Raw genomic sequence first — 18375 nt, forward strand, 5'->3', positions numbered from 1 at the left:
CGGGACCCCGGTCAGCCGGAGATGCCGACCACCAGCCAGATGAACGCCGCGCCCGCGACCGTGCACAGCAGGGTGGAGCGGGCGGGGTGTTCGTGGTGGGCCTCGGGGAGGATCTCGGCGGCGGCGAGGTAGAGCAGTACGCCGCCGAAGAGGCCGAGGTAGCCGCCGAGCACCGGCGCCGGGATGTGGAAGAAGACGGTCGACAGCGCGCCCAGCAGGGGTGCGCAGGCATCGGCGATCAGCATCGCGATCGCCCGGCGGCGGGCGTTGCCGTACAGGGTCGTGAGGGTGAAGGTGTTGAAGCCGTCGGCGAAGTCGTGCGCGATCACGGCGAGCGCGACGGACGCGCCCATGCCACCGCCCACCTGGAAGGCCGCGCCGATCGCCACGCCGTCCATGGCGCTGTGGCCCACCATCGCGGCGGCCGCCGTCAGACCCACCTCGGGCGCCCGGTGCCCGTGCTCCTCTCCGCCGTGCGCGGCCTGGCGGGCGGCGAGGAGGCGCTCCACCAGATGGGCGAAGAGGAAACCGACCACGAACAGCAGCAGGGCCGCGGGTACGCCGAAGACCTCGCGGCCCGCCGCCTCCAGCGCCTCGGGCAGCAGATCGAGGCCGACCACGCCCAGCATCAGTCCGCCGGCCAGGCCGAGGACGAGATGCCTGCGGTCGGTCACGCGCTGTGCCGTCCAGCCGCCGGCCAGCGTCATCAGGAACGCGCCGAGCGCGACGAAGACCGCCATAGGCACTTGCTATCCGATCGAGGTGCCTTCGCGCACATCCGGCACCGATCAAACCTCTGCACGCCCTGACATTTCACCCACTTCCGAGTCGCTTTCCCGTACGAGAGGACCCTTCCCATGGCCGATGCCCCCACCGGCAAGGTGACGTTCGTCGGTGCCGGCCCCGGCGCCGCCGATCTGCTGACGTTCCGTGCCGCGCGCGCGATCGCCGAGGCGGACGTGGTGATCTGGGCGGCCAGTCTGGTCCAGGCGGAGGTCCTCGAGCACGCGCGCGAGGACGCGGAGATCCTGGACTCGGCGACCATGTCCCTGGAGGACGTCGTCGCCGTCTACCGGCGCGCTCTCGCCGAGGGCCTGAAGGTCGCCCGTATCCACTCCGGCGACCCGGCGCTGTGGGGCGGCACCCAGGAGCAGCTGGACCGGTGCGCGGAGATCGGCATCGCCACGGAGGTCGTGCCCGGTGTGTCGTCGTTCTCGGCGGTGGCCGCGCTCGCCCGGCGCGAGCTGACGATCCCCGAGGTCGCGCAGTCCGTCGTGCTCACCCGGCTGGGCGGCGGCAAGACGCCGATGCCGCCCGGTGAGGAGGTCCGCGAGTTCGCCCGGCACGGCACCACCATGGCGATCTTCCTGTCGGCCGCGCGCAGCGGGCAGCTGGTGCGGGAGCTGCTGGAGGGCGGCTACCCGACCAGCACCCCCGTCGTCGTCGCCTACCAGGCCACCTGGCCGGAGGAGCTGGTCGTGACGTGCACGATCGGCACGCTGGAGGAGACGGTGAAGGAGCACAAGCTCTGGAAGCACACCCTCTTCCTGGTCGGCCCGGCGCTGGACGCGCACGGCACCCGCTCGCACCTGTACCACCCGGGGCACTTCCACGGCTTCCGCAAGGCCGACCCCGAGGCCCGGCGGGCGCTGCGCGAACGCGGGGCGAACAGTTGATCACGGTCGTCGGCACGGGGACGGGGGCACCCGTGCCGCAGGACGTGCTCGCCGGGGCCGCGCTCGTGGTCGGCGGCCGCCGGCACCTGGACGCCGTACGGCAGCCGCAGGGAGCCGAGCGGGTCGTGCTCGGCCCGTTGGCGCCCGCCCTGGACACGATCGCGGAGTACGTCGGCAAGGAGTTGCCGGTGGTCGTGCTGGCCTCCGGGGACCCCGGGTTCTTCGGGATCGTGCGGGCACTGGCCGAGCGGTTCGGCTCCGGGCTGCTGGACGTGCGGCCCGGGGTGTCCTCGGTGGCCACGGCGTTCGCGCGGATCGGGCTGCCCTGGGACGACGCGGTCGTGGTCAGCGCGCACGGCCGGGATCCGCGGACGGCGGTGAACGTCTGCCGGGCGCATCCCAAGGTGGCCGTCCTCACCGGGCCGGGGGCCGGGCCGGCCGAGCTGGGCGCCGCCCTCACCGAGCCGGGCGCCGCGCCGTCCGGTGGACGTGTCCTCGTGGTGGCGAGCGCGCTCGGCGATCCGGAGCGCGAGCGCGTGGAGCGGGTGACGCCCGCCGAGGCGGCGGCCCGGGACTGGGGCACGGCGGTGAGCGTGGTGCTGTGCCTGGACGAGGCGCGGACGCCGGGCATGGTGCGTACGGTCGCCGGGGTGCCGGCCGGGCCCTCCCGGTGGGCGCTGGACGAGGGGGAGTTCGCGCACCGGGACTCGATGATCACCAAGTTCGAGGTGCGGGCGCTGGCCCTGGCCCGGCTGGGGCCGCGCCTGGGCGACCTGGTCTGGGACGTGGGTGCCGGCTCGGGCTCGGTGGCGGTGGAGTGCGCCCGGCTCGGCGCGGCCGTCGTCGCCGTCGAGAAGACCCCGGACGGCGTGGAGCGCGTCCGCGCCAACGCGCGGGCCCACGGCGTGGCGGTGCGCGTGGTGCACGGCGCGGCGCCCTCGGCCCTGGAGGGGCTGGCGGATCCCGACGCGGTGTTCGTCGGCGGCGGGGGGCGGGAGCTGCCCGCGATCGTCGGCGCGTGCGCGCGGCGGGCGCGGCGGACCGTGGTCGTCGCCATGGCCGCGCTGGACCGGGTGCCGGCGGTGCGCGAGGCGCTCACGGCCGCCGGGTTCCAGTGCGACGGGGTGCTGCTGCAGTCCTCGCGTCTGGCGCCGCTGCCGGGGGATGTGACCCGGCTCGCGGCCACCAATCCTGTGTTTCTGCTCTGGGGCGAGAGAACCCCGGTGTCCAGTGAAGGAGTTGCCTTGTGATCGGCCTCATTTCCGCCACCGCGGCGGGGGCGGCGGCGCGGGACCGGCTGGCCGCGTCGTGGCCGGACCGTACCCGGGTGTACGAGGGTCCCGTCGGGGAGGCCGTACGGGCCGCGTTCGCGGAGTGCGAGCAGCTGGTGTGCTTCCTGGCGACGGGGGCGGTGGTCCGGCTGCTCGCGCCGCTGCTCGGCGACAAGACGGCCGACCCGGGTGTGGTGTGCGTGGACGAGGGCGGCCGGTTCGCGGTCTCGCTGGTCGGCGGGCACGGCGGCGGGGCCAACGAACTCGCCCGCGAGGTCGGGGAGCTGCTCGGTGCCGAGCCCGTGGTGACGACCGCGACGGACTCCGCCGGACTGCCCGGCCTGGACACGCTCGGACTGCCGTACGAGGGTTCGGTCGCCGTGGTCTCGCGCGCCCTGCTGGACGGCGAACCGGTCGCGCTGGAGGCGGAGGTGGCGTGGCCGCTGCCGCCGCTGCCGACCGCACCCGAGGGCTCCTACCGCGTCCGGCTCACCGACCGGGCCGTCACGCCGGGCGAGCGTGAGGTGCTGCTCAGGCCGCCGTCCCTGGTGGTCGGGGTCGGCGCGTCCAAGGGCGCACCGGCCGAGGAGGTCCTCGGGCTGATCGAGGAGGCGCTGCGCGAGGCGGGGCTCTCGCCGCGGTCCGTGGCCGAACTGGCCACCGTGGACGCCAAGGCGGAGGAGCCCGGCATCGTCGCGGCCGCCGCACGGCTCGGGGTGCCCCTGGTGACGTGGTCCGCCGAGGAGCTGGCGGCAGTCGAGGTGCCCAACCCGTCCGACGCGCCCCTCGCGGCCGTCGGCACCCCCTCGGTCGCGGAGGCGGCCGCGCTGGTCCGTGGCGGTGAACTCCTCGTCCCCAAGCGGAAGTCCGGGCGCGCCGACGGGCAGCCGGCGATGGCGACCTGCGCCGTCGTACGGCGGCCGGGGCGCGGGCGGCTCGCGGTGGTCGGGCTCGGGCCCGGCGCCCGGGACCTGCTCACCCCGCGCGCGGCGGCCGAGCTGCGCCGGGCCTCGGTGCTGGTCGGGCTCGACCAGTACGTGGACCAGATCCGCGATCTGCTGCGGCCGGGCACCCGGGTGCTGGAGTCGGGGCTCGGCGCGGAGGAGGAGCGGGCCCGAACGGCCGTCGCGGAGGCCCGGCGCGGGCACGCGGTGGCGTTGATCGGCAGCGGGGACGCGGGCGTGTACGCCATGGCCTCTCCGGCGCTCGCCGAGGCCTCCGGCGACATCGACGTGGTGGGGGTGCCCGGGGTGACGGCCGCGCTGGCCGCCGGGGCGATCCTGGGCGCGCCGCTGGGCCACGACCACGTGTCCATCAGCCTGTCCGACCTGCACACGCCGTGGGAGGTCATCGAGCGCCGGGTGCGGGCGGCGGCCGAGGCGGACCTCGTGGTCACCTTCTACAACCCCCGGTCCCGGGGGCGTGACTGGCAGCTGCCCAAGGCGCTCGGCATCCTCGCCGAGCACCGGGAGCCGGGCACCCCGGTCGGTGTCGTCCGCAACGCCTCGCGGCCGGACGAGTCCAGCCGGGTCACCGCGCTCGCCGAGCTGGACCCGGCGACGGTCGACATGATGACGGTCGTGACCGTGGGCAACACCGCGACCCGCACCGTCGCGGGGCGCATGGTGACCCCGCGCGGCTACCGCTGGCAGGAGGCTCCGTCGGTGAGCACCTCCGCCGCGAGGCAGGAGGACACCCAGTGAACCGTGTGGTCCATCCCATCGAGCAGGAGTCCTTCCGGCGGCTGCGCGCCCGCCTGGACACCTCGCACTTCCCGCCGCTGACCCGGGCGGTGGTGGAGCGGGTCATCCACTCCGCCGCCGACCTGGAGTACGCGAGCGACCTCGTCATGGACGAGGGCGACCTGGCGAAGGCGCATGCGGCGCTGCACGCCGGGGCGCCGGTCGTCGTGGACGTGGAGATGGTCGCGGCCGGCATCACCCGGCGGGAGACCGTGTGCCGGCTCAAGGACGCCAGGTCCGGGCCGGGGCTGACCCGTTCGGCGCATGCGATCCGGCTCGCGTTCGAGCAGGTCGGGCCGGGCGCCCTGTGGGTGATCGGCTGTGCGCCGACCGCCCTGGAGGAACTGCTGACCCTGGACGCCTCCCCCGCACTCGTCATCGGCCTGCCCGTCGGCTTCGTCGGCGCGGCCGAGTCCAAGGCCGCGTTGCGCGAGAGCGGGCTGCCCGCGGTGAGCAACGTGTCCGAGAAGGGCGGCTCGGCGGTCGCCGCCGCCGCGCTCAACGCCCTGCTGTACCACGCCGTTTCGCCTGAGGAGATCTCGTGACCACCCCGCCCGCCCTGCTCATCGCCGGCCACGGCACCCGTGACGACGCCGGAGCGGAGGCCTTCCGCGACTTCGTACGGGAGCTGGGGCGCCGCCGGCCCGACCTGCCCGTCGCGGGCGGCTTCATCGAGCTGTCCCCGCCGCCGCTGGGCGAGGCCGTCACCGAGCTGGTCGAGCGGGGCGTACGCCGGTTCGCGGCCGTGCCGCTGATGCTGGTGTCCGCCGGGCACGCCAAGGGCGACATCCCGGCGGCGCTGGCCCGTGAGAAGGAACGGCACCCGGGCATCTCGTACAGCTACGGCCGCCCGCTCGGCCCGCATCCGGCGCTGCTGAGCGTCCTGGAGCGGCGGCTGGACGAGGCGCTCGGTGCCGCCGGGCGCGGCCCCGAGGACCGGGCGGACGTCACCGTCCTGCTGGTGGGCCGGGGTTCCACGGATCCCGACGCCAACGCCGAGGTGCACAAGGCGGCGCGGCTGCTGTGGGAGGGCCGTGGGTACGCCGGCGTGGAGACGGCGTTCGTGTCGCTGGCGGCGCCGGACGTGCCGAGCGGCCTGGACCGGTGCGCGAAGCTGGGGGCGCGGCGGATCGTCGTCCTGCCCTACTTCCTGTTCACCGGTATCCTGCCGGACCGGGTGCGGCAGCAGACCGAGGGGTGGGCGGCCGCGCACCCGGAGGTCGACGTGCGGTCGGCCGACGTCATCGGGCCCGAGCCGGAGCTGCTGGACCTGGTGCTGGAGCGGTACGAGGAGGCCGTCAAGGGCGATCTGCGGATGAACTGCGACACCTGCGTCTACCGGATCGCGCTGCCGGGCTTCGAGGACAAGGTGGGCCTGCCGCAGCAGCCGCACTTCCACCCGGACGACGACGACCACCACCACGGACACGGGCACCACCATCACGGGGGGCACTCGCACAGCCATGCGCACTGAGGACACCGGACACGATCTGCGCCACCACGGGGACGCCGAGGTGCGGGACGACGGGGCCGCGCTGGCCGACCTCGCCGTCAACGTCCGCGCGGACACGCCTCCGGCCTGGCTGCGGGAGGAGATCGCCGGGTCCCTGTCGTCGCTCGCGGCCTACCCGGACGGGCGGGCCGCGCGGGCGGCGGTGGCGGCGCGGCACGGGCTGCCGGTGGAGCGGGTGCTGCTGACGGCGGGGGCGGCGGAGGCGTTCGTGCTGCTGGCCCGCGCGCTGAAGGTCCGTCGGCCCCTCGTGGTGCACCCGCAGTTCACCGAGCCGGAGGCCGCGCTGCGGGACGCCGGGCACACGGTGGACCGGGTGCTGCTGCGGGAGGAGGACGGCTTCCGGCTGGATCCGGCGGCGGTGCCTCACGACGCGGACCTGGTGGTGATCGGGAATCCGACGAATCCGACGTCGGTGCTGCATCCGGCCGCCGCGATGGCCTCACTGGCGCGTCCCGGACGGGTGCTGGTGGTCGACGAGGCGTTCATGGACGCGGTGCCGGGTGAGCGGGAGGCACTGGCCGGGCGGACCGACGTGCCCGGTCTCGTGGTGCTGCGCAGCCTGACCAAGACGTGGGGGCTGGCGGGGCTGCGCATCGGGTACGTGCTGGCCGGACCCGACGTCATCGCTTCGCTGGAGCGGGCCCAGCCCTTGTGGCCGGTGTCGACGCCCGCGCTGGCCGCGGCTCGGGCGTGCGTGGCACCGCGGGCGTCGGCGGAGGCGGGGCATGCGGCACATCGCATCGCCGCGGACCGGGCCCATCTGGTCGCGGGGCTGGTCGCGCTGGCCGACCGTGGCGTACGGGTGGTGGAGCCCGCGGAGGCACCGTTCGTGCTGGTCCGCATGCCGGGTGCGGCCGCTGTACGACGACGGTTGCGCGACTACGGCTACGCCGTGCGCCGTGGGGACACGTTTCCGGGGCTCGGTCAGGAGTGGGTGCGGGTCGCCGTACGGGACCGCGGCACGGTCGACGGGTTCCTGAAGGCACTGTCCGCCGCGCTCGGGTAGCCGGGGCTCCGTCCGGCGCCCGCCTCCCCCCCCCGGCGGCCGGTGGAACGGGGGGCGTGGCGGCGGCTACGAGATGGCCCTGAGCCGGACCCTCGGCTGTGCGCGGAGCCCGGCGAGCGCCTCGGCCGTCGCCTCGTCCGCGGGCAGGTGTACGACGATCTGCTGGGCGTCGGCCGAGACGTCCAGGGTCTCCCGGAGCAGCCGCAGTTCCCCTCCCGCCGGGTGGTTGAGCCGGAGCACGCCCCGCTCCGGGACCACATGGCGGTTGAGGCGGCGCGTGAAGTCGGGGCCGGCCGTCGGGGCGAGTTCGGCGGTGAGCCACTCGGAGTTCTCGACGGACGGTCCGAGCCACAGGTCGAAGGCCTGCTCGTCGGCGATCTCGTCCCAGTCGGCGAAGAACGTCCGCGCCCGGGGGTCCGTGAAGACGTAGCGCGTGAGGTTCGGGGCGTCGCCGTCGAGCAGCCCGGTGCCGCCGGTCAGCGTCTCGTAGCCGCTGGTGTGGGCGAGGAGGTCGCCGAGCCGGTTCGTCACCACGGCGATGCCCGGCTCCAGCATGCGCAGCGTCCGCAGGACCGAGGGCCGGACGTCGCGCCGTGGCGGGGCCGGCCTGGTGTGGGCGGTGCACTCGCCGCCGGTGATCTTCGCGAGGTAGCGCAGATGGTTGCGTTCCGCGGGGTCGAGACTCAGCGCGTCGGCGAGGGCGTTGACCACGGGCACCGAAGGGTTGCGGTCCCGGCCCTGTTCGATGCGGGTGAGGTATTCGACGCTGACGCCGGCCCGCGCGGCGAGATCCAGCCGGCGCAGGCCCGGCGAGCGGCGGCGGCCGCGCTCCGGCAGGCCCAGCGTCTGCGGCTGGATGCTGTCGCGCTTGGCCCGGATGAAGTCCCCCAGCGGTGATCCCATGGAGCGAGGATAGGTCGGCGCCCCGGGGCGTGCGGAGTGCTCAGCGTGGCCCTGCGGGGGCCAGCCTGAGCCCGGCCTGGTTGCGTGGTGCCGGACGCCCGATGGTGATGGGCATGGAGAAGACGAACAAGTTGCTGATCATCGTGGGAAGCGTCCGGGAAGGCCGGTTCGGGCCGGTCGTGGGCTCATGGGTGGCCGAACAGGCCCGGATGCACGGCGGATTCGAGGTGGACGTCGTCGATCTGGCCGAGATCGACATCCCGTTGGCGCTGCCGGCGGCCTCGCCGAAGTACGCCGGTGACGACTATCCGCGTCCGGCCGGGATGGCGAGGCTGACCTCGGCCCTGGCGGAGGCCGACGCGTTCGTCGTCGTCACCCCCGAGTACAACCACAGCTACCCCGCCTCGCTGAAGGCGGCCATCGACTGGCACTTCACCCAGTGGACGGCCAAACCCGTCGCCTTCGTCAGCTACGGCGGCGCGGCGGGCGGCCGGCACGCCGTGCTGCACCTGGAGAACGTGCTGACGGAGCTGCACGCGGTGACCATCCGGGACGGTCTGGCCTTCCCGAACTACTTCACGACGTGGGAGGACGGCCGGCCGCTCGACGGCGAGGCCCCCGGGTACGCCAAGACCCTGCTCGAGCAGCTGTCCTGGTGGGCTGGCACGCTCCGGTCGGGCCGGGAGGCCGCTCCGTACCCGGGGTGACGGCCGGATGCGGACGACCCGGGGCCGAAGAGGGGCGGCGGTGCCCACCGCCCCCGGGCCGGGCTCCGCGCATCCGCCGCCGTCAGCCCTTGCGGCGCCGTGCCACCGTCACCGCTCCCCCGCCGGCCAGCAGCAGCGCCAGCGCGCCGCCCGCGATGTAGGGGGTCGCGGAGCTGCCGCCGGTCTCGGCGAGGTCGGCCTTGGCCGGGGCGCCCTGGGCACGGACGTCGGCGGCCGGGTCGTGGCTCGGCACGGGCTTCCCGGTGGGCGGGGCCATCGGGGACTCGCAGGTGGCCTCGGCCAGGGTGACGGTGCCCTCGACGTCGGCCACGTTGAGCTTCAACGGGTTGACGGAGACCTTGAGTTCGAGGGCGGTCGCGGCGGCCGTGCGGGTCGTGGTGCGCCGCTGGGCGAGGTCGAGACGGACCTCGCCGACGCCGGGCACCTTCACCTCGGTCGGGCCGCCGGCGGTCAGCGTGACGCGCTTGCCGAGGACGGTGACGGCGCCGAGGACGTTCGCGGAGGCGACCGGTGCCCTGCCGGCCTCGCAGGTCGCCTTGGCGGTGACCGTGTCGGCCTCGATCAGGGAGAGCAGGGGCAGGCCGGGGACATGCAGCTTGGCGTGGACGAGCCGGACGGAGCCCTCGGCGCGCCGGTCGGTGACCGTGGCCCGGGAGTGGGCGACATCGGCGCCGAGCACGGTGAACGGTCTGCCGCCGGCCACGCCGTCGAGCCGGGCGGACAGCGCCGTCCTGTCGGCGCTCCGCGGAGCCTGGACCTCGTTGAGGGAGACCGTGAGCGGGACGTCGACGGTCTTGTTGAGCAGGGACACGTCGAGCCCGGTGCGCAGGACGACGGCGGAGGCGCGACCGTGGTCACCGGTCGCGTGCGCGGCGCCCGCGCCCAGGAACGCGGGGGCCGCGGTGAGTGCGGTGACCGCCGCGACGGCGGCCAGACGGCGTGCGGGCATGCGGAAGTTGTTGCTGTTCAAGGCGGTGGGACCCCCAGAGGAAACATGCTTGGGACCCGTCAACCTTGTACGCACTGTGGGTGAACGGTCAGCGATCCTGGGTCACTTCACTCAAACGTGGATATTCCGCACGCCCCTTCGAATCGCCGGGCACAGGCGTTCCCTTACTCGACCACCGTGCCGTTCAGCACCACCCGGCGCGGTGCCGCCAGCACCCGTACGTCCGCCCGCGGATCGCCCTCGTAGACCACCAGGTCGGCCGGGGCGCCCTCCTCCAGGCCGGGCCGGCCGAGCCAGGCGCGGGCGCCCCAGCTCGTCGCCGACACGGCCTCGACCGGCGGGATGCCGGCGGTGACCAGTTCCGCCACCTCCGCCGCGACCAGGCCGTGGGCCAGCGAGCCGCCCGCGTCCGTGCCGACGTAGACGGGGATGCCGGCGTCGTAGGCGCCGCGCACGGTGTCGTAGCGGCGTTCGTGCAGCCGTCGCATGTGGGCGGACCAGCGGGGGTACCTGCTGTCGCCGCCGGCCGCGAGGCGCGGGAAGGTGGCGATGTTGACGAGGGTCGGGACGATCGCGACACCCCGCGCGGCGAAGAGCGGGACCAGGTCCTCGGTGAGGCCCGTCGCGTGCTCGATGCAGTCGATGCCCGCCTCGACCAGGTCGCGCAGCGAGCTTTCGGCGAAGCAGTGCGCGGTGACGCGGGCGCCGAGCCGGTGGGCCTCGGCTATGGCGGCCTGAACCGCCTCGCGGGGCCAGCAGGGGGAGAGGTCGCCGAGGTCGCGGTCGATCCAGTCGCCGACCAGCTTGACCCAGCCGTCGCCGCGCCGGGCCTCCCGGGCGACGTAGGCGACCAGGTCCTCCGGTTCGATCTCCCAGGCGTAGTTGCGGATGTAGCGGCGGGTGCGGGCGATGTGCCGGCCGGCCCGGATGATCTTCGGAAGGTCCTCGCGGTCGTCGATCCAGCGGGTGTCGGAGGGCGAGCCCGCGTCGCGGAGCAGCAGGGTGCCCGTCTCCCGGTCGGTGAGCGCCTGCTTCTCGGCGGTGGCCGCGTCGACCGGGCCCTCGGCGCCGAGGCCGACGTGACAGTGCGCGTCGACGAGGCCGGGCAGCGTCCAGCCCTCGACGGTGGTGATGTCGCGGGCGCCGGCGGGGCGGTCGTAGGAGACCCGCCCCCCGACCACCCACAGCTCGTCACGGACGTCCTCGGGTCCGGCCAGGACCCGGCCCTTCACGTGCAGCACCGCGCCATCGCTCATGCACCGCACCTTAACGACCTACGGCGCGTCCTTGCCCACCTGGTCGGAGGTCTCCTCCTCCACCTCGGCCATCGCCGGGTCCAGGAGCCGGGACAGGAAGTGCCGGGTGCGCTCGTGCCGCGGGCTGCCGATGACCTGGTCGGGGCGGCCCTCCTCGACGATCACGCCGCCGTCCATGAAGACGACCCGGTCGGCGACCTCGCGGGCGAAGGTCATCTCGTGCGTGACGACCATCATCGTCATGCCCTCCTCAGCGAGCCTGCGCATCACCGCGAGGACGTCCCCCACCAGCTCGGGGTCGAGCGCGGAGGTCGGCTCGTCGAAGAGCATCACCTCGGGGCCCATGGCGAGGGCGCGGGCGATGGCCACGCGCTGCTGCTGGCCGCCGGAGAGGGAGGACGGGTAGGCGTCCGCCTTCTCCGAGAGGCCGACGCGCTCGAGGTTCTCGGCGGCGGTCCTGGCCGCGGTCGCCTTGTCCCGCCCGAGGACCCGGCGCTGCGGCAGCGTGAGGTTCTCGGTGACGTTCAGGTGCGGGAAGAGGTTGAACTGCTGGAAGACCATGCCGATGCGGCGGCGTACGGCGTCGATGTCGACGTCCGGGTCGGTGACCTCGGTGCCGCCGACGAAGACCTGGCCCTTGGTGGGCTCCTCCAGCAGGTTCACGCAGCGCAGCAGCGTCGACTTGCCGGAACCGGAGGGGCCGATGACACAGACGACCTCGCCCTGGGCGATCTCCAGGTCGATGCCGCGCAGCACCTCGTTGTCGCCGAAGGACTTGTGCAGTCCCCGTACTTCGATCTCCGGGCGGCTCACCGGATCGCCTCCTGGGCCTTGGACTCCATACGGCGGACGACGAGGCTGAGCGGGATGGTGACCAGCAGGTAGCACAGGCCCGCGACCAGGATCGGCGTGGAGTTGGCGGTCGTACTGGCCAGATCGCGGCCGAACTTGGACAGTTCCCGCTCCTCCAGGGTGACGCCGAGGAACAGCACCAGCGAGGAGTCCTTGAAGAGCAGGACCAGTTCGTTGGTGAGCGGCGGCAGGATGATCCGGAAGGCCTGCGGGATGATGATCGAGACCATGGCCTTCGCGGGCGAGAAGCCGAGCGAGCGCGCCGCCTCCGTCTGTCCCTTGGGCACGGCCTGGATGCCGGCGCGGATGGTCTCCGCCATGTAGGCGGCCGAGACCAGGCCGAGCGCGATGGCGACCTTGCCGTACGTCCCGCCCGGGATCTCCGTGCCCGGGAACGCGAGAGGGACGGCCACGCCGACGAAGATGAAGATCAGCAGGGCGGGCAGGCCGCGGAAGATCTCGATGTAGACGCTCGCCAGCCAGCGGTACGGGCCCACGGAGGACAGCCGCATCAGCGCGACGACCATGCCGAGGACGAGCCCGACGACGAAGCCGGAGAGCGTGTAGAGCACGGTGTTCTTCAGCGCCAGTGTGATGACGTCCGGGAACATCTGCTTGGCGATGTCGGCCTGGGCGAACTGGTTCTGCAGCCGGTCCCAGTCCGCCGAGACCGCGAAGGCGATCACGGCGGCGACGAAGACGGCGTACTGCAGCCCCCGGGACAGCGTGCGCTTCTGCCGCCGGGTCAGTCCCTTCTTCTTCGGCTGGAGGGCTGTGTCCGTGTCGGTCATGAGGCCGAGGGAGAGGCGACGGCGGCGTTGTAGGGGCCGATCCACTGCTCGTAGATCTTCTTGTAGGTGCCGTCGGCCTTGGCGTCCTTGAGCGCCTTGTTGACGGCGTCGAGCAGCGCCTTGTTGCCCTTCTTCACGGTGAAGCCGTACTGCTCACCGGTCTTGAGGTTGTCGACGACCTTGAACTTGTCCGCGTTGGCCTTGTCCTTCAGCCAGCCCTGGACGACCGGGTAGTCGATGACGACGGCCTGGACCTGGCCGGTGCGCAGTCCGTTGAGGACCGCGTCGGAGGACTCGAAGGAGATCGGGTCGTAGCCCTTGCTCTTGACGTAGTCCTCACCGGTGGTCTGCGCCTGGGCGCCGAGCTTCTTGCCCTTGGCCTTGACGTCGGCGAGGGAGTCGACGCCGCTGCTCTTGTCGACGAGCACGGCCTGGGTGGCCTCGAAGTACGGGTCGGAGAAGTCGACGTTCTTCTTGCGCTCGGCGGTGATCGTCATGCCGGCGGCGGCCAGGTCGCACTGCCCGGAGTTCAGGAAGGCGCCGGTCTTGAAGTTCTCGAACGGCGTGTCGAGGATCTCCTGCTTGACGCCGAGGTCCTTGGCGACGAGGTCGACGAGGGAGACGTCGAAGCCCTGCACCTTGCCGTCGATCTCCGACTGGAACGGCGGGTACGGCAGGTGGGTGCAGGTGGTGAGCTGACCGGCCTTGGCGAGGTGGACGCCCTTGACGGTGGTCTTGCCGCTCCCCCCGTCGTCGTCCGAGGAGCAGCCGGCGGCCACGAGCACGAGCCCGGCGGTCGCGGTGGTGGCAGCCAGGAGGCGGGTGCGGCGCCCGAGGAGCGTTGTCATGGGGGGAAATCTCCTATGAAGGAACTGTGGGTTCCGATTATAAGGAAGAGTTTGGGTCTCTCAAATCAAACCGATGGTTACCGAGTCGTTCGACCTAAGATCGATGGAGTTGCCCCCGAGATCGAAGAGAGCACCGCTGTGACCCATCCCTTCCTCGACCTGCCCCCGCTGAGTGCCGAGCGCTTCGCCGCCATCGAGGACGGGGTGGCCCGGTTGCTGGAGACCCGGCAGGACGTCCTGATCACGCAGGGTGAGGCGCTGCTGCCGCTGGAGGGCGCCATCCGCGCGGCGGCCGGTCCGGGCACGGTGGCCCTGAACGTGATCACGGGCCCGTACGGCCAGACCTTCGGCAACTGGCTGCGCGACGCCGGCGCGACCGTCCACGACCTCTCCGTGCCCTTCCACACCGCGGTGACCGCCGAGCAGATCCGGCAGGCGTTCGCCGAGCACCCGGAGATCGACTTCGTGTCCCTGGTGCACGCGGAGGCGGCGACCGGCAACACCAACCCGGTCGCGGAGATCGGCGAGGTGGTACGGGAGCAGGGCGCGCTGTTCTACCTGGACGCGGTCGCCTCGGTGGGCGCCGAGCCCGTACTGCCGGACGCGTGGGGCGTGGACCTGTGCGTGATCGGGGCGCAGAAGGCGATGGGCGGCCCGGCGGGCGTGTCGGCGATCTCGGTGAGCGAGCGGGCGTGGGCCCGGATGGCGGCGAACCCGAACGCCCCGCGCCGCTCCTACCTCTCCCTGCTCGACTGGAAGGAACGCTGGACCGACGCCGGCCGCAAGGCGCTGCCGCACGCCCCCGCACAGCTGGAGATGCTGGCGTTGCAGGCGTGCCTGGAGCGCATCGAGTCGGCGGGCCTGGGCGCGGTGATGGACCGCCACCGCAGCGCCGCCCTGGCCACGCGGGCCGGTGCGGTGGCGCTGGGCGGGGGGCTCGAGCCGTACGTGTACGAGGAGAAGGACGCGGCACCGGTCGCCACGACCCTTCGGGTGCCGCCGGGCGTGGTGGCCTCCGAGCTGGTGGCGCGGGCCCTGGCGAGCGACCCGGCGTTGCCGCTGGCCGCGGGCGGGGGTGCGCTGGCCGGGGAGATGATCCGGGTCAACCACTACGGGGCCGACGCGACGCCGGGTGCGGTGCGGGGGTCCTTGACGGCGCTGGGCGCCGCGCTGGCCGAAGCGGGGGCCGCCGTGGACGTGGTGGCGGCCGGCCGAGCGGTGGACGCCGCCTGGCGCTGACCACCAAGCCGACCACCACAGGGACGCGGCCGCCCGGCACGGACGGGCGGCCGCGTGCACATTCCGCCTGAACGCATCGGCCGAGTCGCCGGAATCTGAATTCAATTTAGCTTCACAATTCCCGCCCAATTCACTGGACGATAGCTTCCCGTCTTCTTCTGCCCGCTTTTTGCAAGGCTAAACGGGCAAGTTTTCCGGTCTGTTTCCGTCGGTTTCCACCTTGTGACGCACTCCACAACGGCATACTTTTGTACCGATTTACCAGGGGGTATTTCGGACATTCTCCGCCGCCCCCTGTGCGGCACAGCGACAGCGCCCGTGCATTTCCTAATTCGCCTCGCTAAATTCGTGCCGCATGACTGCCGCACCAGCAGACCTGCTCATCGACCGACCGGCGATGACCGACGGAGCCACGCTCTGGCGTCTCGCCAAGGACTCGAAAACCCTCGACCTGAACTCCTCGTACAGCTATCTGCTGTGGTGCCGGGACTTCGCCGGCACCTCGGCGGTGGCGCGCGGTGCGGACGGGGAGCCGGTCGGATTCGTCACCGGCTATGTGCGGCCGGACCGCCCCCACACCCTGCTCGTCTGGCAGGTCGCCGTGGACTCCGCCCACCGCGGCCTCGGCATCGCCGCCGCCCTGCTGGACGGGCTGACCGCACGGCTCACCGCCGGGCACGGCATCACCGAGGTGGAGACCACCATCACCCCGGGCAACACCGCCTCCGAGCGCCTGTTCACCTCTTTCGCCGCCCGGCACGGCGCACAGGTCGACCGTGAGGTGCTGTTCGGCGCCGACCTGTTCCCGGACGGCCCGCACGAACCCGAAGTGCTCTATCGCATCGGCCCGCTGACCGACTCCACCCCCCACTGAGGAGCGAATCACCGTGACCATCACCCAGCCCGACCTCAGCGTGTTCGAGACCCTCGAGTCCGAGGTGCGCAGCTACTGCCGCGGCTGGCCCACCGTCTTCGACCGCGCGCAGGGCAGCCGGATGTACGACGAGGACGGGCACGCGTACCTCGACTTCTTCGCCGGTGCCGGCTCACTCAACTACGGCCACAACAACCCCGTGCTGAAACGGGCGTTGATCGACTATCTGTCACGGGACGGGGTCACCCACGGCCTGGACATGTCGACCACGGCCAAGCGGTCCTTCCTGCGGGCCTTCCAGGACCTGGTGCTGCGCCCGCGCGACCTGCCGTACAAGGTCATGTTCCCGGGGCCGACCGGCACCAACGCCGTCGAGTCGGCGCTGAAGCTGGCCCGCAAGGTGAAGGGCCGGGAGGCGATCGTGTCGTTCACGAACGCCTTCCACGGGATGTCCCTGGGCTCCCTCGCCGTCACCGGCAACGCCTTCAAGCGGGCCGGCGCCGGCATCCCGCTGGTGCACGGCACGCCGATGCCGTTCGACAACTACTTCGACGGCACGGTCCCGGACTTCCTGTGGTTCGAGCGGCTGCTGGAGGACCAGGGCTCCGGACTCAACAAGCCCGCCGCCGTCATCGTGGAGACCGTGCAGGGCGAGGGCGGCATCAACGTCGCCCGGCCCGAATGGCTGCGCGCGCTCAAGGAACTGTGCGAACGGCAGGACATGCTGCTGATCGTCGACGACATCCAGATGGGCTGCGGCCGTACGGGCGCCTTCTTCTCCTTCGAGGAGGCGGGCATCACGCCCGACATCGTCACGGTCTCGAAGTCCATCAGCGGCTACGGCCTGCCGATGTCCCTGTGCCTGTTCAAGCCCGAACTGGACGTCTGGGAGCCCGGCGAGCACAACGGCACCTTCCGCGGCAACAACCCGGCGTTCGTCACGGCCACCGCGGCCCTGGAGACGTACTGGACCGACGGCTCGGCGATGGAGAAGCAGACCCGCGCCCGCGGTGAGCAGGTCGAGCAGGCGCTGATCTCCATCACCGAGGAGAACCTCGCCGACGTCCGGGAGTACCGCGGACGCGGGCTCGTGTGGGGCCTTGAGTTCCACGCCAAGGACCGGGCCTCGCGGATCGCCCGGCGGGCCTTCGAACTCGGGCTGCTCATCGAGACGTCCGGCCCGGAGAGCGAGGTGGTCAAGCTGCTGCCCGCACTCACCATCACCCCCGACGAGCTGGACGAGGGCCTGCGCATCCTCGCGCGTGCCGTCCGGGAAACCGTCTGACCAGCTCCCTACAGCCAGGAGGAAGAACAGCACCGTGATCGTCCGATCGTTCAAGGACATCGAAGGCACCGACCGGCACGTCAAGGCGAAGTCCGGCACCTGGGAGAGCAAGCGGATCGTCCTCGCCAAGGAGCGGGTCGGCTTCTCCCTGCACGAGACCATCCTGTACGCCGGGACCGAGACGTCGATGTGGTACGCCAACCACATCGAGGCCGTCGTCTGCACCCGGGGCGAGGCCGAACTCACCGACCACGAGGCCGGGAAGACGTACACGATCACCCCCGGCACCATGTACCTCCTCGACGGGCACGAGCGGCACACGCTGCGCGTCAAGGAGGACTTCCACTGCATCTGCGTCTTCAACCCGCCCGTGACCGGACGGGAGGACCACGACGAGAACGGCGTCTACCCGCTGCTCACCGAGCCCGAGGAGGTGTGACGACCAGTGACCACCACGACCACCGTCACCGACCTGTACCCCACCCGCGGCACCGCCGAGGTGACCGTCCCCCGCCAGGACCCGGTCGTCTGGGGCTCCCCGGACACACCGGGCCCGATCCCGACGGCCGATCTCCAGGCGTACGAGCGGGACGGCTTCCTCGCCGTCGACCAGCTGATCACCCCGGACGAGGTCGAGGTCTACCGGAATGAGTTGGACCGGCTGGTCACCGACCCGGCGATCCGCGCCGACGAGCGCTCCATCGTGGAGCCGAAGTCGAAGGAGATCCGCTCGGTCTTCGAGGTGCACAGGATCAGCGAGGTCTTCGCGGAGCTGGTGCGCGACCCCCGGGTGGTCGGCCGGGCCCGGCAGATCCTCGGCTCGGACGTGTACGTCCACCAGTCCCGGATCAACGTCAAGCCGGGCTTCGGCGCGAGCGGCTTCTACTGGCACTCGGACTTCGAGACCTGGCACGCCGAGGACGGCCTGCCGAACATGCGCACGGTGTCCGTCTCGATCGCGCTGACCGAGAACTTCGACACCAACGGCGGGCTCATGATCATGCCGGGCTCGCACCGGACGTTCCTGGGCTGCGCCGGGGCCACGCCCGAGGACAACTACAAGAAGTCGCTGCAGATGCAGGACGCGGGCACGCCGTCCGACGAGGCGCTGACCGACCTGGCGAGCGAGCACGGCATCCGGCTGTTCACCGGAAAGGCCGGCTCGGCGACCTGGTTCGACTGCAACTGCATGCACGGCTCCGGCGACAACATCACGCCGTTCCCGCGCAGCAACGTCTTCATCGTGTTCAACAGTGTGGAGAACACGGCGGTGGAGCCGTTCGCGGCGCCGGTGCGCCGGCCGGGCTTCATCGGGGCGCGGGACTTCACGCCGGTGAAGTGAGCGCCTGAGACCACCGGGCCGGGGGGGGGGGGGGGGGGGGGGGGGGGACCCACCCCACGACGTTACGCTGACCAAAGCCCCAAGAAAGAGGCTCAGTCCC

Annotated in this window: 19 protein-coding genes; 12 read left to right on the plus strand and 7 right to left on the minus strand. The window is 72.4% G+C overall.

Features of this window, described 5'->3' with window-relative positions:
• Window positions 1-11 precede the first annotated feature (11 nt).
• Window positions 12-740 carry a ZIP family metal transporter gene (locus tag ACZ5CW_RS25085; protein WP_468604977.1) on the minus strand — a complete coding sequence of 243 codons (729 nt, stop codon included), beginning with the start codon at window positions 738-740 and terminating at the stop codon, window positions 12-14.
• A 117-nt stretch (window positions 741-857) separates the two neighbouring features.
• Between ACZ5CW_RS25085 and cobM the strand changes: the two genes are divergently transcribed.
• The 6 genes from cobM to cobC are packed head-to-tail and all read left to right on the plus strand — an operon-like array spanning window position 858 to window position 7208.
• Window positions 858-1676, plus strand: a complete 819-nt coding sequence (gene cobM, locus ACZ5CW_RS25090; RefSeq protein ID WP_468604979.1) for a precorrin-4 C(11)-methyltransferase — start codon at window positions 858-860, stop codon at window positions 1674-1676.
• Window positions 1673-2926, plus strand: a complete 1254-nt coding sequence (gene cbiE / locus ACZ5CW_RS25095) for a precorrin-6y C5,15-methyltransferase (decarboxylating) subunit CbiE (RefSeq protein ID WP_468604981.1) — start codon at window positions 1673-1675, stop codon at window positions 2924-2926. The genes cobM and cbiE overlap by 4 nt, the downstream gene beginning before the upstream one ends.
• On the plus strand, window positions 2923-4650 hold the full coding sequence (gene cobJ, locus ACZ5CW_RS25100; protein WP_468604983.1) for a precorrin-3B C(17)-methyltransferase: 1728 nt from the start codon (window positions 2923-2925) through the stop codon (window positions 4648-4650). The genes cbiE and cobJ overlap by 4 nt, the downstream gene beginning before the upstream one ends.
• Entirely contained in the window at window positions 4647-5234 is a 588-nt protein-coding gene (locus tag ACZ5CW_RS25105; RefSeq protein WP_468604985.1) for a precorrin-8X methylmutase, read from the plus strand. Before cobJ ends, ACZ5CW_RS25105 begins: the two co-directional genes overlap by 4 nt.
• Entirely contained in the window at window positions 5231-6163 is a 933-nt protein-coding gene (locus ACZ5CW_RS25110) for a sirohydrochlorin chelatase (protein WP_468604987.1), read from the plus strand. The genes ACZ5CW_RS25105 and ACZ5CW_RS25110 overlap by 4 nt, the downstream gene beginning before the upstream one ends.
• Window positions 6153-7208 (plus strand): Rv2231c family pyridoxal phosphate-dependent protein CobC, encoded by a 1056-nt coding sequence (cobC, locus tag ACZ5CW_RS25115; protein ID WP_468604989.1) that lies wholly within the window; start codon window positions 6153-6155, stop codon window positions 7206-7208. The genes ACZ5CW_RS25110 and cobC overlap by 11 nt, the downstream gene beginning before the upstream one ends.
• 66 nt (window positions 7209-7274) lie before the next feature.
• Here cobC and ACZ5CW_RS25120 read toward each other — a convergent pair whose 3' ends face one another.
• On the minus strand, window positions 7275-8111 hold the full coding sequence (locus tag ACZ5CW_RS25120) for a helix-turn-helix domain-containing protein (protein WP_468604991.1): 837 nt from the start codon (window positions 8109-8111) through the stop codon (window positions 7275-7277).
• 107 nt (window positions 8112-8218) lie between these two features.
• On the opposite strand from ACZ5CW_RS25120, the gene ACZ5CW_RS25125 reads away from it, so the two are divergent.
• Window positions 8219-8818 carry an NADPH-dependent FMN reductase gene (locus ACZ5CW_RS25125; protein ID WP_468605226.1) on the plus strand — a complete coding sequence of 200 codons (600 nt, stop codon included), beginning with the start codon at window positions 8219-8221 and terminating at the stop codon, window positions 8816-8818.
• Between the two features lie 82 nt (window positions 8819-8900).
• Here the strand turns inward: ACZ5CW_RS25125 and ACZ5CW_RS25130 are convergent, their stop codons facing one another.
• The 5 genes from ACZ5CW_RS25130 to ACZ5CW_RS25150 all read right to left on the minus strand — a co-directional run bounded on the left by ACZ5CW_RS25130 (window position 8901) and on the right by ACZ5CW_RS25150 (window position 13535).
• Window positions 8901-9809 (minus strand): SCO1860 family LAETG-anchored protein, encoded by a 909-nt coding sequence (locus ACZ5CW_RS25130; protein ID WP_468604993.1) that lies wholly within the window; start codon window positions 9807-9809, stop codon window positions 8901-8903.
• Window positions 9810-9952: 143 nt separating this feature from the next.
• The gene (locus ACZ5CW_RS25135) at window positions 9953-11044 is read right to left on the minus strand and encodes an amidohydrolase family protein (RefSeq protein WP_468604995.1); all 1092 of its coding nucleotides are present in this window, start codon (window positions 11042-11044) and stop codon (window positions 9953-9955) included.
• An 18-nt stretch (window positions 11045-11062) separates the two neighbouring features.
• Window positions 11063-11857 (minus strand): amino acid ABC transporter ATP-binding protein, encoded by a 795-nt coding sequence (locus ACZ5CW_RS25140; RefSeq protein WP_468604997.1) that lies wholly within the window; start codon window positions 11855-11857, stop codon window positions 11063-11065.
• A complete protein-coding gene (locus ACZ5CW_RS25145; RefSeq protein WP_468604999.1) occupies window positions 11854-12687 on the minus strand; it encodes an amino acid ABC transporter permease in 834 nt (277 codons plus the stop codon). The genes ACZ5CW_RS25140 and ACZ5CW_RS25145 overlap by 4 nt, the downstream gene beginning before the upstream one ends.
• Window positions 12684-13535 (minus strand): transporter substrate-binding domain-containing protein, encoded by an 852-nt coding sequence (locus tag ACZ5CW_RS25150; protein ID WP_468605001.1) that lies wholly within the window; start codon window positions 13533-13535, stop codon window positions 12684-12686. The genes ACZ5CW_RS25145 and ACZ5CW_RS25150 overlap by 4 nt, the downstream gene beginning before the upstream one ends.
• A 138-nt stretch (window positions 13536-13673) precedes the next feature.
• Between ACZ5CW_RS25150 and ACZ5CW_RS25155 the strand changes: the two genes are divergently transcribed.
• From ACZ5CW_RS25155 to thpD, 5 genes are all read left to right on the plus strand, one after another.
• Entirely contained in the window at window positions 13674-14774 is a 1101-nt protein-coding gene (locus ACZ5CW_RS25155) for a pyridoxal-phosphate-dependent aminotransferase family protein (protein WP_468605003.1), read from the plus strand.
• A gap of 355 nt (window positions 14775-15129) precedes the next feature.
• On the plus strand, window positions 15130-15648 hold the full coding sequence (gene ectA / locus ACZ5CW_RS25160) for a diaminobutyrate acetyltransferase (RefSeq protein WP_468605005.1): 519 nt from the start codon (window positions 15130-15132) through the stop codon (window positions 15646-15648).
• A 13-nt stretch (window positions 15649-15661) separates the two neighbouring features.
• Complete coding sequence (ectB, locus tag ACZ5CW_RS25165) at window positions 15662-16933, plus strand: diaminobutyrate--2-oxoglutarate transaminase (protein WP_468605007.1); 1272 nt, start codon at window positions 15662-15664, stop codon at window positions 16931-16933.
• A gap of 34 nt (window positions 16934-16967) precedes the next feature.
• Entirely contained in the window at window positions 16968-17372 is a 405-nt protein-coding gene (locus ACZ5CW_RS25170) for an ectoine synthase (RefSeq protein ID WP_450865904.1), read from the plus strand.
• 6 nt (window positions 17373-17378) lie between these two features.
• Window positions 17379-18275 carry an ectoine hydroxylase gene (gene thpD / locus ACZ5CW_RS25175; protein ID WP_468605010.1) on the plus strand — a complete coding sequence of 299 codons (897 nt, stop codon included), beginning with the start codon at window positions 17379-17381 and terminating at the stop codon, window positions 18273-18275.
• Window positions 18276-18375: the final 100 nt, after the last annotated feature.

It is taken from the genome of Streptomyces sp. NPDC031379, assembly GCF_055569615.1.

Excerpts from the sequence above, each read along its gene's own strand:
- ACZ5CW_RS25085 (WP_468604977.1), bottom strand. The coding sequence starts at position 740 with ATGGCGGTCTTCGTCGCGCTCGGCGCGTTCCTGATGACGCTGGCCGGC.
- cobM (WP_468604979.1), top strand. The coding sequence starts at position 858 with ATGGCCGATGCCCCCACCGGCAAGGTGACGTTCGTCGGTGCCGGCCCC.
- cobC (WP_468604989.1), top strand. The coding sequence starts at position 6,153 with ATGCGCACTGAGGACACCGGACACGATCTGCGCCACCACGGGGACGCC.
- ACZ5CW_RS25120 (WP_468604991.1), bottom strand. The coding sequence starts at position 8,111 with ATGGGATCACCGCTGGGGGACTTCATCCGGGCCAAGCGCGACAGCATC.
- ACZ5CW_RS25125 (WP_468605226.1), top strand. The coding sequence starts at position 8,219 with ATGGGCATGGAGAAGACGAACAAGTTGCTGATCATCGTGGGAAGCGTC.
- ACZ5CW_RS25135 (WP_468604995.1), bottom strand. The coding sequence starts at position 11,044 with ATGAGCGATGGCGCGGTGCTGCACGTGAAGGGCCGGGTCCTGGCCGGA.
- ACZ5CW_RS25145 (WP_468604999.1), bottom strand. The coding sequence starts at position 12,687 with ATGACCGACACGGACACAGCCCTCCAGCCGAAGAAGAAGGGACTGACC.
- ACZ5CW_RS25150 (WP_468605001.1), bottom strand. The coding sequence starts at position 13,535 with ATGACAACGCTCCTCGGGCGCCGCACCCGCCTCCTGGCTGCCACCACC.
- ectA (WP_468605005.1), top strand. The coding sequence starts at position 15,130 with ATGACTGCCGCACCAGCAGACCTGCTCATCGACCGACCGGCGATGACC.